Origin of the sequence: Psychrobacillus faecigallinarum (assembly GCF_014836595.1) — a bacterium.
GTDB classification, from domain to species: domain Bacteria; phylum Bacillota; class Bacilli; order Bacillales_A; family Planococcaceae; genus Psychrobacillus; species Psychrobacillus faecigallinarum.
This window is the reverse complement of the sequence record NZ_JACSQO010000011.1, coordinates 7,546-21,887: the sequence shown is the minus strand read 5'-3', so window position 1 is coordinate 21,887 and position 14,342 is coordinate 7,546. Positions and strand designations below refer to the sequence as shown.

Genomic DNA, 14,342 nt, shown 5'->3' with positions numbered 1-14,342 from the left:
AGATGTCTTCTTATGTAGTTGTGGGTGGTGGAATCCTTGGCGCTTCCACCGCCTATCATCTTGCAAAAAACGGTGTGAAAGTAACTTTGGTTGATCGTCAGGACAAAGGTCAAGCCTCAGCAGCCGCAGCAGGAATTATATGTCCATGGATTTCTCAGAGAAGAAATAAAAAATGGTACGAGCTTGTGAAAAATGGCGCTAAATATTATAAACAGCTAGTGATAGAGCTAGAGGAACTAGGTGAAACTGCTACAGGTTATAAGCAAGTAGGAGCTATTGCTCTACAAAATGATGAAAAAAAACTGCAAAAAATGTTAGAAAGAGCAATGGAGAAAAGAATAGATGCACCTGAAATTGGGGAGTTGAGAATCCTATCTCCGTTAGAAACGAAAGAAAAATTTCCTATCATCTCAGAGGATTACCATTCACTTTATGTGGAAGGAGCAGCTCGAGTAGATGGTATGGCAATGAGAGATGCTTTAACTAGTGCTGCAAAAAAACTAGGAGCAGAGGTCGTATATGGCGATGCTGTATGGAAGGACAATAAGCTATTTATAGACGAGATGGCCATAAATGCAGAAGCAATTATACTCACCAGTGGGGCTTGGGGAAATGAGATTCCCTCTGTATTAGGTTTAGATTTAAATGTGACCTTTCAAAAGGCGCAAATAATGCATTTCCAATTAGAGAATTTGTCTACTGGAGAATGGCCAGTCGTTCTGCCTCCAACCAATCAATATATGCTAGCCTTTGAAAATGGACAAGTGGTAGCAGGCTCTACTTATGAAGAGCATACTGGTTATGATATTAGGGTAACAGAAGAAGGTAAAAAAGAACTGCTAGAAAATGCATTTAGTATTGCAAAAAGCCTAAAAGATGAGAAAATAAAGGAAGTAAGAGTTGGTTTTCGTCCATATACGCCTGACTTTTTACCTGTATTTGGTAAATTGAATGGGCAGGACGGTATTTATTTTGCAAACGGTTTAGGGGCTTCTGGTTTAACGGCTGGACCATTCGTTGGTTCGGAACTAGCTAAACTAGTATTAGGAAAAGAAACAGTGCTGGATCCTGAAAAATATACACCTAATTAGACTAGGCGTGGGGGAAGAGAAATGAGTTACTTACAAACAGAAGAAGTTAATGACATGACCGTAGTGGAAGCTTTGGAAAAAAACTTGGCAATTATTCGTTTTGATATGGATCGCCGAGTGGCATTTGTAAATGAGAATTTTGCGAAAGAACTTAAGTATACAGTAAGTGAAGTAATGGGGATGCATCACCGAGAATTCTGCTTTCCAAGCTTTGTGAACAGTCCGTCGTATGAAAAGCTTTGGAAGGATCTGTTTGCAGGTAAGTCATTTTTTAATAAGGTAGAAAGAAAAGACAAGCATGGCAAAAGTGTGTTTCTAGAAGCTTCTTATATGCCTATTTTTGGTAGTAATGGCAAGGTGCTTGGCGTCACCAAAGTAGCTACTAACGTAACGGAGCGCCACCAAATTTTAATGGGTGTCACAGAAGAGCTGAAGCATATGTCTGAGAATTTGAGCAACCGAGCAGAAGTAGGTATTAAAAGAAGTGAAAATCTTCTGGAAAGAATAGATGAAATCGCTGCTGGTTCTAAGGAAAACACCACTACATTAGATAATCTGCAAAAACAGGCCGATTCGATTAAAGGAATTGTTCAGACCATTAGAGAGATTGCTGCACAAACTAATCTTTTAGCATTGAATGCAGCAATTGAGGCAGCAAGAGCTGGAGAGCATGGACGTGGTTTTAATGTAGTAGCTCAAGAGGTTCGTAAGCTAGCTGGAAGAGTTGAGGCTTCCATCGTAGAAGTAAGAGAAAATATTGAAGGAATAGCGAAGCAGGTCGATAAGGTAACTGCGAGCAATAGCTACTCGCAGACAGTTATAGAAAAAAGCCAACAGGAGATACGAACTGCATTAGACGAGTTCAAGGATATTTCTACTGCTTCTGAAAAGCTCGAAAATCAGACTGCGGAATTCAGCAAACTTATTTAAAATTATTTATAAGAAGAGGAACTTCAGCTAAATCATCTATCACATAATCGGCAGAAGGAGCGGGCCAGTATTCATCCCTTTTCCAAATTGTTTTGAGTCCGACTGTTTTCGCAGCAATTATGTCGTTCGCAGGGTGATCGCCTATATATACAGCTTCTTCTGCTTTAGCACTAAGCTGCCTAAGAGCCTTTTCAAAAATGCGTGGATCGGGTTTTTTCATTTCCTCCCATTCAGAAATTAATATAGTATCAAAATAAGTATTGATTTTTAAAAAAATAATATTATTCATTTGAAACTGGCCCTTTCCATTGCTGATTATTCCGAGCGATAGGGACAGTTTTTTTAATTGCTCTAGCATGGATATTAGATTGGGAAAGGGTACACAATATGTATGGAAGTTAGTTATGTAATGATTTAATAATTCTTGTTGGGAGATGCTCTGAATATTAAATTCTTGAATTAGAGATGCATAGACGAAATCTTTCCAAATATAACCTCGATTATCTAATTCTATAAAACGAGTACAGAAATCTTCCTTTTGAATATGGTCAAAGTGTGTATGAAGTTCGTCGTATTGACTAGAAATAAACCTTTTTAATGACTCATCTCTATTCAACATAGTACCATCTAAATCAAAAATCACGGCTTTGATCAATATATATGCACTCCTTATTGTTTAATGATGATATAAAAACATGATACACTAGTATGTGCTAAAGGAGGTGACGTTTTTGAGTGAGTACTCCATTATTTATATTGAAGTTAAGCGAGAAATTGACTTCTATTTTCAGATGCAGCATATAGAATCTAGCTTTACGTTGCAGATGGACGGAAGGGAGATTGTCTCTGCTCAGCATCAATTTAAATTCCAAAATGTTCACGACATATCCCACAAGCCCTTTTCATTTGGAGGGGGAATCTTATATTTGCATACCAATCAAGGCGTCTTTTCCTACAATATTAAAGAGAACCCCGCTTACTTTATAGAAGCCTTCAAAACATTAAAATCTTCATTCCATTAGAAACCAACCAAAACACATGACTTATTCATGTGTTTTTAAATTGCCTTTAATTGTTACAGGTGCCTGGCACCTGTAACAATACATGTAACAATTGAAATATATGAACAGAATTTTAAGAATGATAGAACTTTTTTATATTATTGTAAAAGAATTTTTCCGTGCTATAATGAGAGCATTCAAATAGTACCTACTCGTATAATCTCAGGAATATGGCCTGCAAGTTTCTACCGACTTACCGTAAACAAGTCGACTATGAGTGACAATGGATAAAGGAATTGGGACACAAAAGTGTAACCATTTCTTTTATTATTCGATTAATAACTCGAATGACATTGCTCCACTTGTAAGGATGGAGCTTTGTCATTCGAGTTTTTTTGTATCCCAAATATAAGGAAAGAAGGAATTCCAGTGAAATTATTAAAGGATAAAATTGTAGAAGAAGGTAAGGTTTTATCGAAAGATGTTTTAAAGGTGGATGCATTTTTAAATCATCAAATTGATCCTGTAATTATTAAAGCTATAGGAGAAGAGATAGCAGACCGATTTGCAGAAGCTGGAATAACAAAAATTTTAACGATTGAGTCTTCAGGGATTGCTCCTTCTATGTTTGCAGGTTTAGAGCTTGGTGTTTCTGTTGTTTTTGCAAGGAAAAGTAAGTCTGTGACCCTTTCCGGAAATTTGCTTACGTCTAAAGTTCATTCCTTTACTAAAAATGTGACAAGCGATATTTCGGTATCTAAGGATTTTCTTCAAGAGGGTGACGTCGTGTTAATCATCGATGACTTCCTTGCTAATGGACAAGCAGTTCTCGGATTGCTTGAGATTATTGATCAGGCTGGAGCAACTACAGCTGGTGTTGGAATTGTGATTGAAAAAGGATTCCAACCAGGGGGAAAACTAATTCGTGAAAAAGGTATTCGTGTAGAATCTCTTGCTATCATTAAATCCTTGGAAAATGGAACTGTAGAATTTCTAGAAGGAACACCTACATATGAATAATATATTTAAAAATACTACACTTGGCTTACAGCATGTGCTTGCTATGTATGCAGGAGCAGTAATTGTTCCGCTAATCGTAGGGGGAGCTCTTGGTCTTAGTTCAGAGGAATTAACATATTTAGTTGCCATTGACATTCTAATGTCTGGTGTCGCGACCATTTTGCAAGTTATGAGCAATCGATTTTTCGGTATTGGTTTGCCAGTCGTGCTAGGATGTACATTTACTGCAGTAGGACCAATGATTGCAATTGGAGAAGAATACGGAATATCTTCTATTTATGGTGCTATTATTGTTTCCGGAATAGTTGTTATTTTAATCAGCGGCTTTTTTGGTAAGCTAGTTAGGTTCTTCCCACCAGTAGTAACTGGTTCAGTAGTAACTATTATAGGAATTACCCTAATCCCTGTAGCTATTAACAACATGGGTGGTGGCGATGGGGCAGAGGATTTCGGTTCCATTCAAAACGTTCTATTATCATTTGGTACATTAATATTTATTGTATTGTTATACCGTTTCTCTACTGGTTTTATAAAAGCTATTTCTATATTAATAGGTATTATTGGAGGAACAGTTGCTGCTTATTTTATGGGTATTTTAGACTTTACTGCGGTAAAAGAAGCTGATGTGTTCCATATGATCCAGCCATTATATTTTGGGATGCCGACTTTTGAGTGGTCTCCTATTATTACCATGACATTAGTGGCTATTGTTTCATTAGTAGAGTCAACTGGGGTATATTTTGCTCTAGGGGATATGCTAAATAAAAAAATTCAAAAGGAAGACTTAACTAAAGGGTATCGTGCTGAAGGAATTGCTGTTTTACTAGGCGGTATCTTTAACTCGTTTCCATATACTACATTTTCACAAAACGTTGGGCTTATGCAAATCTCTGGTGTTAAAACACGTAAAATTATTTACATCGCGGGTGGGATGCTAATATTCCTAGGATTTATACCTAAGATTTCTTCCCTTACTACCATTATTCCAGAGGCTGTATTAGGAGGAGCCATGATTGCCATGTTTGGTATGATCGTTTCTCAAGGAATTAAGATGCTAAGTACTATTATTGCAGACTCAGAATCACCTGATAATGCAATGATTATTGCATGTTCAATAGGTATCGGCTTAGGAGTTACGGTAGTACCTGACTTATTTGTGTCCTTACCTGACAGTGTGCAAATTTTGACGAGTAACGGAATTGTGGCAGGAAGCTTCACAGCAATCGTATTGAATATATTATTTAATATGATCCCTACTAGAAAGAAAATATAATAGATTCAGAATAATCAATGCTTCTCCTCCAATAATACTGTATGATAAAAATAACAACATGTATTGGAGGAGTATTTATGTTAGTCACTACAACGCCTACTATTGAAGGAAAAACAATTGAAACGTATCATGGCATAGTGTCTGGAGAGGCCATTATGGGAGCAAATGTCGTACGAGATCTCTTTGCCTCAGTTACAGATATTGTTGGAGGTAGAAGCTCTGCCTATGAAAATAAATTATCCCAAGGTCGTGAAATTGCAATAGAGGACATGAAGACCCTTGCTAGCAAGTTTGGAGCTAATGCTGTAATTGGTGTAGATCTTGATTTTGAAACAATCCGTGAGGGCATGATGATGTGTGTGGCAACTGGAACTGCCGTTACATACAGAGACTAATTGGTTACAGTCAAAAGTCGTAAACCCATCCTAGGGTTTATGACTTTTTTATTTTTGCCGAATTCTTTCTTCCTAATAAAACCAGATCAAACTTAATAGAATATAGTCTGCTATATTTTTTAAAATACTATAGAACTATATAAAAATCTATTCCGTATGTCGAAATAATATGGGAGATAGCGTTTAATTTATAATTTGAGAGGTAAACATCATGAGAATTAGAGATTGGAATCGTAGTTTACAGGTTCGTTTATTTGGTGAATTTTTTAGTAATTTAAGCTTTTGGATGGTCTTTCCGTTTTTAGCTATATACTTTGCAGATGAGTTTGGGGCAAGTATGGCAGGATTGCTGCTTGTCATATCCCAAATATTTTCCGTTGGTGCTAATTTAATCGGTGGTTATTGTGCGGATCGATTTGGTAGAAGGACGATGTTATTTTTTTCTGCAACCGCAGAAGGTTTTGCTTTTATTTTATTTGCCTTCGCCAATTCACCTTGGTATGAATCACCGACGCTTAGCTTCGTAGCCTTTACTATCGCAGGTATGTGTGGTTCATTTTATCACCCGGCAAGTCAAGCAATTGTTGCTGATGTTGTGCCAGAAAAGGATCGCAGTACGGTTTTTTCCGTATTCTATACATCTATTAATATATCTGTCGTAATTGGACCGATAGTAGGGGCAGTCCTATTCTTTAATCATCGCTTCTTATTGCTTTTAGTATCAGGTATTCTCTTCTGTTTAGTAGGTCTAGCATTACGTTTTCTGACGGAGGAAACATTACCAGATGAGGTAAAACAACAGTTAAAAGAAAGTGGCGGAAACGGCTGGGTTCAAGTAGTGCTCAACCAAGTGAAGGCATACGGATTGATAGTAAAGGACAAAGTGTTTTTCCTATTTATAATAGCAGGGATTTTGCTAGCGCAGACGTATATGCAGCTAGATATGCTTATTCCTGTTTATATGAAGGATGTCATTGATGTCCAGGTTCTTGGTAATTTATTTGGCAGGGAATGGACAATTACTGGAGAGGGTTCTTTCGGTATTCTGTTATCTGAAAACGGCTTATTAGTAGTCATTTTCACGGTGTTTGTAACTCGTTGGATGACGAAATATCCAGAACACAAGGTATTCTTTTTTTCGTCTCTCTTATATGCTATTGCTATGCTCATCTTCCCAATGACTGCGAACTTCTGGGTTTTCCTGTTTGCTATGGCTGTGTTTACATTAGGAGAACTAGCTACAGTAGGATTGCAGGAAAGCTTTGTATCTAAGCTTGCACCAGAGGATATGCGTGGACAATACTTTGCGGCTGCTAGCTTACGATACACAATAGGCAGAACGATCGCCCCGCTTGTTTTACCACTTGTTACTTGGATCGGTTTCACTTGGACGTTTGTTATACTAGCAGTACTGGCACTGCTTAGTGGGTTCATATATCTTCTTACGTTCAAAGAATATTATAAAAGACAAGCGAAAAATAATTAAGCTGAAGGGAACTTGTTATACAGTGGGAAGAGCGAGGAAGATAAGCCTTCACTAATATGTAAGAGAAGAAGAGGGCTTTTCGCTCTCTCTTTTTTCATTTTCCGATAAATTGGACAAGGGCTGGTCTCCATTGGAGACCAGCCCTTGATTTTGTATGAGGTAAAACATAATCTTTGAATTTTTAAATTTCATCCCGAATGTTCGGGGAATAATTTCCATGAAAGACTTAAGCTTTCAATGCCGCGGTAAATTGTTCCACTGGTTGTCTTCTAACCTAAGCAACATAAACCCTTCCTGCTTTTACGTCCTTGCGACCCTATAGTCGCTCCAGTGTGAATAAGTATGTTCAAAAACACGTTAGTAGAATGCCAGATTTCTCTTTTATGTCCTACCTAAATTGTTAACAACCTATAATATATCATATTTGTTATTGATGGTCAACAAAATTGTGATAAACTATTCTAAACTATAACAAGGTTGGTGGGAATATGGAAGTTTGGGACATGCTTAATAATTTTAGAGAGAGAACAGGAATGACTCATATTCGAGGTGAGGAAATGGAGGAGGGTACATTTCATGAAGTAGTCCATGTTTGGATTATGAATGATGAAAATCAGCTTTTGATTCAAAAACGTCAGCCGTGGAAAAAGGGATGGCCGAATATGTGGGATTGCGCAGCTGCAGGCTCTGTTTTGAGCGGAGAAACTACTGAAATTGCAGCAGTGCGAGAAACAAAGGAAGAGCTGGGAATTGATATAGAATTGGAGCAGGCAGATATTTTATTTACGGTCAAATTCCCTAGAGGCTTTGATGACAACTACCTAATAAGAAAGAACGTGAAGATAGAGGATTTAATGCTTCAATACGAGGAAGTGACAGATGCCAAATGGGCAACTATAGAGGAAATTAGAGAAATGGTTAACCGAGGAGAGTTTATCGCTTATCACATATTAGAAAATGTCTTTGAAATAATTGAATCGAAAATTTCCTTGCATAAAGCAAAGATGGAAGATGCTGAAGAACTATATGAACTTCAAAAACAAGTTTTCTTACCACTTTATACAAAATACGAGGATCATCAAACAACCCCTGCATTGCAAAGCTTTGAAAGATTCACTGAACGCCTACTTCAGGGGACATTTTATAAGATTTTAGAGGCTGGTAAATTAGTTGGTAGTGTACATGTGTACAAAACAGCGCCAAATATCATGCGATTACATATGATTAATATTTTAGATAGTTATCAAGGAAGAGGACTGGCTCAGAACGTGATGAAACGTCTAGAAATGATGTATCCAGAAGTGAACAGCTGGGAGCTCGATACAATTCTTCAAGAAGAAAGAAATTGTTATTTATATGAAAAGATGGGCTATGCTCGAACTGGTAAACAAAAGGTTCTCAACGAAAAAATGACCATTATTTCCTACGAAAAGCATGTTGGTCTTGCCCAATTACAATCATTATAGGAGAAGAAGCGATGCCAGAAATTAACCATCAAACGTATATCAAAGTAAGTATAGATAAAGTATTTAAAACTCTTTCAACTGCAGAAGGATGGAACGCTTGGTTCACCAATCAAACTTCTCTTCATATGGAGCAAGACGGCACGGGAGAAATTCGCTTAAAATGGGATGGATTTGGTCAGGAAAAGCTGGAACTAGAGGATGGCGGTAGAATTTTGAGAGCTGTTAGGGACGAATCCTTTGTTTTCCAGTGGTCTCCGGGCGAGTTGGTCACGACCGTGGAATTTAAATTAGAACCGTATCAAAAAGGAACACTTATTATGTTGAAAGAAGTGGGCTATTCCAATTCAGACAAGGATATAAAAACATGCATTAACTGTGCGGTGGGATGGGGAGAGGCCATGACGCTTCTTAAAATATATTTGGAAGAGGGAGTTGTATACAAGGAAGATTTGTAAGGATTAATTACTTGAACACCTTTACTTAAAAGCAAAGCTTAAGCGTAGACAAAGTTGAAACTAAGACTTTGTCTACGCCCACCGGATGTCATTTTAATAATTATCCTATTGTTACAGATGCAAAAAATTCCTGATATAACTCTTGAAGAATTTTGTTTTCATTGCTTTGATGAACGCCAAAGGAAAGGCTGACCTCCGATGATCCTTGATTGATCATTTCGATATTAGCACCAGTCCTAGCGATTGCAGTAGCAGCTCTAGCAGCAAGTCCTGTACTATTGTTCATTCCTTCTCCAACTATTACAATCATGGAAAACTCGTGACGGAAGTGAGCATCCTCTGCATGCAGCTCCTCCGTAACCCTTTTTATGATTCTATTTTCTTTTTCAGGTGTCAGTTGGTGGCTTCGGAAGATAACCGATATATCATCTAACCCAGAAGGAGTATGCTCATAGGAAATATGCTCTTCCTCTAAAATTTGTAGTAGCTTACGTCCAAAACCAATTTCTCGGTTCATCAAATATTTACTTACATATAGAATAGAAAATCCACTGTCTGCTGAAATTCCAGTAATCGGGCGACGATTAACTTTTCGGGAAGAAACAATTTTCGTACCAGGTGCCGATGGATTGTTCGTATTCTTAATGCAAACGGGAATTTTAGCCTTATAAACAGGCATTAATGCCTCGTCATGAAACACAGAGAATCCCGCATAAGAAAGCTCGCGCATTTCCCGATATGTAATTTCCTCGATTTCAACTGGACAGTTCACTACCTTCGGGTTGGCGCAAAAAACAGAATCTACGTCTGTGAAATTCTCATAAAGTTCCGCTTTTACGGATGCAGCTAAAATTGATCCGGTTATATCTGAACCACCTCTTTCAAATGTACGGAGCAATCCATCCTTCGTGTAGCCAAAAAATCCAGGGAAAACAATTACTTCTGCTGTATTTTGTAAGTTATTTTGAAGATTTTCGTAAGCCTCTGGCAAGGCAATCGCCCGTTCAGGAAAGTCATTTATCACCAATCCAGCTGATTTAGGACACATATATCTTGCTGGGATTCCAATACTAGTGAAATAAGTAGAAATTAGCTTCGCATTATTGTCCTCTCCACTGGCTTTAATAGAGTCCACAAATAATTCCTTATTTGAATGATCCATAGAAAGCCTGGATTGCAAATCCTTCTCAATCACATCACAAATGAGCAATTCTAAGTTCAGCCCTAACGCAATTTCCTTATACCGGTCTATTACAGCGTGTAGGCATTGCTCTGTATTTTCTCCATTTAAAGCTGCGTAGGCAAGGTTAATCAATAAGTCTGTCACCTTCAGATCTTGTTCGAAACGTTTGCCAGGAGCAGAAACCACTACATATTTTCTTTTGGAATCAGCTTTTATGATGCTAGCGACCTTTTTAATTTGTTCTGCGCTAGCTACTGAAGTGCCTCCAAATTTACTTACGATCATCTCATCAAATCCTTACTATTATGTTTGTTTGTATTTATGGGAAAAACAAATGATTTTATACAGTGTACAAATTTTAAACTTATACGTCAATATGTAAGGCTTAATTTCTTTAAAATAATCACTCATAATATGTATGATTAATTTTTTTAACTTAATATAGTTCGTGTTTTGGTTTCGTTTTACTAATAATGTCAAAATTACAACACAAAAAATATTATAAATACGAATGATTAAATATTTTTTTATTTTTGAAAATAGCTTTATATCAAGGTTTATAAGCGTTGTAAAAAAATGATAGCGTTTCCAAGTTTTCAAACTATATTGACAACTGAAAATAACCTAAGTATGATAGGTTTAATTCAATAAGCGTTAAACGATTTTGACAGAGATAAGCTTTGCATTTTGTAAATCTACAGAGAGCTGATGGTTGGTGCAAATCAGTGATTTCGTATGTGAAGTAGCACTCTTGAATCGGTGAACTGAAAAAAGTAGGCTCATCCGTGAATGCGCGTTAAGCATATGAACTAAGAGGCTGCAGAACGTTTGCAGTAAATTTGGGTGGTACCGCGTGAGTTTTTTAGCTCTTCGCCCCTTACATTTTATGTAGGGGACGAAGGGCTTTTTTGTTTTTAAAAATAAGGAGGAGAAAAATTATGCTTCAAGATCAAACCATTTTACGTATTCCAGGACCTAGTCCAATTCCACCAAGTGTGCAAAGAGCCATGAACCAATCAATGATTGGTCACCGGGGCAAGGAAACCTCGGATATGCTTAAGAAAATTGCTCCAGGCTTGAAAAAAGTTTTTGGCACGACTCAAGAAGTCGCCATTATTGCAGGGAGTGGAACAGCTGGACTAGAAACGGCAGTTGTAAATGTAGTGAAGCCAGGAGAGGAAGTGCTTGTTGTCGTAACAGGTGCCTTTGGAGATCGTTTCACTAAAATATGCGAAGCGTTTAACATTAAAGTTCACGTATTGAATGTTGAGTGGGGAAAGGCATTAAACCCTGAAGAAATAAAGGCTTTTCTAGCAGGGCATCCAGAAATAAAAGTAGTCTTTTCAACTTATTGCGAGACATCTACTGGAGTATTAAATCCAATTGATAAGCTAGCTTTAGCAGTTCAAGAGGTTTCAGATGCATTAATAGTGGTAGATGGAGTTTCTTGTGTGGCAGGAGTAGAAACAAAAATGGATGAGTGGGGAATCGATGTAATGGTAACTGGTTCTCAAAAGGCATTCATGCTTCCAGCAGGATTAACCTTTGTAGCTGCTAGCGAAAAAGCTTGGAAAGTCATTGAAGAAAACGATCAGCCTAGATTTTATTTAAGTCTAAAAAAATATAGAGATAATTTATTGAAAGATACTACACCGTTTACACCTGCTTTGTCATTGTTATTTGGGCTGGAGCAAGTTTTAAGTTTATTAGAAGCAGAGGGGCTAAACAATGTATATTCTCGACATGCACTAATGAAGGATATGACACGCGCTGCTTTCAAAGCATTAGGCATACCTTTATTGACTTCAGATGAAGATGCTTCTCCAACAGTTACTGCGGTTCAACCGGAAGATTTTGATGCAGAGGAGTTCCGTAAGATTCTGAAAAAAGAATTTGCTATTTCTATAGCAGGAGGTCAGCAGCATTTAACCGGCAAGATTTTCCGTATTGGGCATATGGGGTATTGCTCTCCAGCAGACCAGTTACAAATCATTAGTGCAATTGAGGTAGCTCTTAAGAAACTAGGTAAGAATATCGAGCTTGGAAAAGGTACAGCGGCAGCACAGCAAGTCTATTTGGCTCAATAAAAGACTTAATCATTTCAAAGATAAAGGAGAAGAAGATCATGGCATACAATATTTTAATCAGTGACCCACTTAGTGAGGATGGTATTTTTCCATTAAGAGAAGCAGATGGCTTTAAGATAGTAGTAGATACAGACTTAACTCCCGATCAACTAGCAGAAAAAATTGGTGAATTCGATGCGTTGCTTGTACGTAGTCAAACTCAGGTTACCCGTGAAATCATCGAAAAAGCAACAAATTTAAAAATTATTGGTCGCGCAGGGGTGGGTGTAGACAATATTGATCTACCGGCAGCAACTGAGCGCGGAATTATTGTAGTTAATGCACCAGATGGCAACACAAACTCTGCAGCTGAGCATACTATTGCAATGTTAATGTCTCTTGCCCGTAAGATTCCACAAGCATTCCATTCATTGAAAAATAAGAAATGGGATCGTAAAACTTATATTGGGGTAGAGGTAAAGAACAAAACATTAGGTGTCGTTGGATTTGGTAGAATCGGTCAAGAGGTTGCGGTTCGTGCGAAAGGTCAACGAATGAATGTAATTGCTTATGACCCTTTCTTAACTCCCGAAAAAGCAGAAAAGCTAGGTGTGCAATTTGGTACGGTTGAGGATGTAATTAAAGCGGCTGATTTTATCACCATACATACTCCATTACTAAAAGAAACACGCCATCTCATTAATAAAGATGCATTTGCAAAAATGAAAGATGGTGTACAAATCATCAACTGTGCTCGTGGAGGAATTATTGATGAAGAGGCTTTATACGATGCAATTTTGTCAGGCAAAGTTGCCGGAGCAGCACTAGACGTGTTTGAAGAAGAACCATTCGTAGAACATAAACTTTTAACATTGCCACAGGTCATCGCTACTCCTCACTTAGGTGCGAGTACAGTAGAAGCACAAGAAATTGTAGCAATAGACGTGTCATATGATGTAGTAAGCTTTTTAACAGAAGGAATAGTCAAAAATCCAGTTAACTTGTCCTCTGTACCGAAAGACGTATTAGCAAAAATTGAGCCATACTTCAATCTTACTGAACAGTTGGGCTCATTTCTCAGCGACTTAACTGAAGGCCCTCCAGAAGAAATAAATATTACTTATGCTGGAGAGCTCGCTAATTTTGATGCGCGACCATTATCCCGCAATGCGGTAAAAGGTCTGTTGAAAAGCAAACTAGGTGAATCTGTTAATGACGTAAACGCTAAGTTCCTTGCGGATCGTCTAGGAATAACAGTAAATGAATTAAAAACTCCAAAATCAAAAGGATTTACTAGTCTCATTACTGTAGAAGTGAAAACTGCTACAGGGTCAAGAAAAGTTTCTGGTACATTATTAAATGGACTGGGTGGACGTATCGTTCGTGTAGATGATTTCATCGTAGATGTTGTGCCTGCTGGGTATTTATTGTTTATCCGTCATAAAGACCAGCCTGGTGCAATTGGACGTGTAGGTATGCTGCTTGCAGAGGAAGGTATCAACATTGCAACGATGCAGGTTGGACGTTCTGAGGTCGGTGGTGATGCAATCATGATGCTTACTATTGACAAACATGTAGAAGTGAAGGGAATTGAGAAATTAAAAGCACTAGCAGATATATATGATGCAACTCCAATTGATTTGTAAGATGGTAGATTTCCGCTTTAGTCGGACGCTTTCGGTGGGGTGAGCAATAAGCCATCACCGTCGCTTACGCGTCGTTAGTGATGGCTTATCTGTCTCACTGATCCCACCCGAGTCGCCGCCTGCCACTTCAATCATGGAGTGCGGTAAGGGAGCAGTAGTGTGGATTTATTCATGAATAAATTACATGATTATGAGAATCGATCCACTACATTTTATATGATATGTATGAACAATAAATGGTAGATGTCGAACACTTTCGGTGGGGTGAGCAATAAGCCATCACCGTCGCTTACGCGTCGTTAGTGATGGCTTATCTGTCTCACTGATCCC

Annotated in this window: 13 protein-coding genes, 1 riboswitch and 1 other annotated feature; of the genes, 11 read left to right on the top strand and 2 right to left on the bottom strand. The window is 37.9% G+C overall.

The annotated features are described in order from the left end of the window. The first annotated feature begins 2 nt into the window (after positions 1–2). Complete coding sequence (locus H9650_RS17230; protein ID WP_191697742.1) at positions 3–1,091, top strand: NAD(P)/FAD-dependent oxidoreductase; 1,089 nt, start codon at positions 3–5, stop codon at positions 1,089–1,091. A 21-nt stretch (positions 1,092–1,112) separates the two neighbouring features. Beyond that, the gene (locus H9650_RS20815; protein ID WP_151112861.1) at positions 1,113–2,021 is read left to right on the top strand and encodes a methyl-accepting chemotaxis protein; all 909 of its coding nucleotides are present in this window, start codon (positions 1,113–1,115) and stop codon (positions 2,019–2,021) included. On the opposite strand, the gene H9650_RS17220 is transcribed toward H9650_RS20815, so the two are convergent. Then, complete coding sequence (locus H9650_RS17220) at positions 2,014–2,676, bottom strand: HAD family hydrolase (protein WP_191697740.1); 663 nt, start codon at positions 2,674–2,676, stop codon at positions 2,014–2,016. The genes H9650_RS20815 and H9650_RS17220 overlap by 8 nt on opposite strands. A gap of 76 nt (positions 2,677–2,752) precedes the next feature. Between H9650_RS17220 and H9650_RS17215 the strand changes: the two genes are divergently transcribed. The 7 genes from H9650_RS17215 to H9650_RS17185 all read left to right on the top strand — a co-directional run bounded on the left by H9650_RS17215 (position 2,753) and on the right by H9650_RS17185 (position 9,117). Beyond that, positions 2,753–3,043, top strand: coding sequence for a hypothetical protein (locus H9650_RS17215; RefSeq protein WP_151112865.1), 291 nt, complete (start codon positions 2,753–2,755; stop codon positions 3,041–3,043). Positions 3,044–3,214: 171 nt separating this feature from the next. Continuing rightward, a riboswitch (purine riboswitch) is annotated at positions 3,215–3,316 on the top strand. A 135-nt stretch (positions 3,317–3,451) separates the two neighbouring features. Next, positions 3,452–4,042 carry a xanthine phosphoribosyltransferase gene (locus H9650_RS17210; protein WP_144541217.1) on the top strand — a complete coding sequence of 197 codons (591 nt, stop codon included), beginning with the start codon at positions 3,452–3,454 and terminating at the stop codon, positions 4,040–4,042. Beyond that, positions 4,035–5,315, top strand: a complete 1,281-nt coding sequence (locus H9650_RS17205) for a nucleobase:cation symporter-2 family protein (protein WP_191697738.1) — start codon at positions 4,035–4,037, stop codon at positions 5,313–5,315. The genes H9650_RS17210 and H9650_RS17205 overlap by 8 nt, the downstream gene beginning before the upstream one ends. Positions 5,316–5,392: 77 nt before the next feature. After that, a complete protein-coding gene (locus tag H9650_RS17200; RefSeq protein WP_144541213.1) occupies positions 5,393–5,710 on the top strand; it encodes a YbjQ family protein in 318 nt (105 codons plus the stop codon). A gap of 211 nt (positions 5,711–5,921) precedes the next feature. Next, on the top strand, positions 5,922–7,196 hold the full coding sequence (locus tag H9650_RS17195; protein ID WP_191697736.1) for an MDR family MFS transporter: 1,275 nt from the start codon (positions 5,922–5,924) through the stop codon (positions 7,194–7,196). Between the two features lie 503 nt (positions 7,197–7,699). Then, a complete protein-coding gene (locus tag H9650_RS17190) occupies positions 7,700–8,662 on the top strand; it encodes a GNAT family N-acetyltransferase (RefSeq protein ID WP_225216150.1) in 963 nt (320 codons plus the stop codon). A gap of 11 nt (positions 8,663–8,673) precedes the next feature. Then, the gene (locus tag H9650_RS17185) at positions 8,674–9,117 is read left to right on the top strand and encodes an SRPBCC family protein (RefSeq protein WP_191697733.1); all 444 of its coding nucleotides are present in this window, start codon (positions 8,674–8,676) and stop codon (positions 9,115–9,117) included. Positions 9,118–9,217: 100 nt separating this feature from the next. Here H9650_RS17185 and H9650_RS17180 read toward each other — a convergent pair whose 3' ends face one another. Next, entirely contained in the window at positions 9,218–10,585 is a 1,368-nt protein-coding gene (locus tag H9650_RS17180; protein ID WP_154310007.1) for an aspartate kinase, read from the bottom strand. Positions 10,586–10,955: 370 nt separating this feature from the next. Continuing rightward, positions 10,956–11,181 (top strand) — a binding site (T-box leader). Between the two features lie 57 nt (positions 11,182–11,238). Between H9650_RS17180 and H9650_RS17175 the strand changes: the two genes are divergently transcribed. Then, positions 11,239–12,387: a pyridoxal-phosphate-dependent aminotransferase family protein gene (locus H9650_RS17175; protein ID WP_154310008.1), complete on the top strand. Its 1,149-nt coding sequence runs from the start codon at positions 11,239–11,241 to the stop codon at positions 12,385–12,387. Between the two features lie 38 nt (positions 12,388–12,425). Next, complete coding sequence (gene serA / locus H9650_RS17170; protein ID WP_191697732.1) at positions 12,426–14,012, top strand: phosphoglycerate dehydrogenase; 1,587 nt, start codon at positions 12,426–12,428, stop codon at positions 14,010–14,012. Positions 14,013–14,342: the final 330 nt, after the last annotated feature.

Coding starts and splice junctions, on each gene's coding strand:
- H9650_RS17230 (WP_191697742.1), top strand. CDS start 3: ATGTCTTCTTATGTAGTTGTGGGTGGTGGAATCCTTGGCGCTTCCACC.
- H9650_RS20815 (WP_151112861.1), top strand. CDS start 1,113: ATGAGTTACTTACAAACAGAAGAAGTTAATGACATGACCGTAGTGGAA.
- H9650_RS17205 (WP_191697738.1), top strand. CDS start 4,035: ATGAATAATATATTTAAAAATACTACACTTGGCTTACAGCATGTGCTT.
- H9650_RS17200 (WP_144541213.1), top strand. CDS start 5,393: ATGTTAGTCACTACAACGCCTACTATTGAAGGAAAAACAATTGAAACG.
- H9650_RS17195 (WP_191697736.1), top strand. CDS start 5,922: ATGAGAATTAGAGATTGGAATCGTAGTTTACAGGTTCGTTTATTTGGT.
- H9650_RS17190 (WP_225216150.1), top strand. CDS start 7,700: ATGCTTAATAATTTTAGAGAGAGAACAGGAATGACTCATATTCGAGGT.
- H9650_RS17185 (WP_191697733.1), top strand. CDS start 8,674: ATGCCAGAAATTAACCATCAAACGTATATCAAAGTAAGTATAGATAAA.
- H9650_RS17180 (WP_154310007.1), bottom strand. CDS start 10,585: ATGATCGTAAGTAAATTTGGAGGCACTTCAGTAGCTAGCGCAGAACAA.
- H9650_RS17175 (WP_154310008.1), top strand. CDS start 11,239: ATGCTTCAAGATCAAACCATTTTACGTATTCCAGGACCTAGTCCAATT.
- serA (WP_191697732.1), top strand. CDS start 12,426: ATGGCATACAATATTTTAATCAGTGACCCACTTAGTGAGGATGGTATT.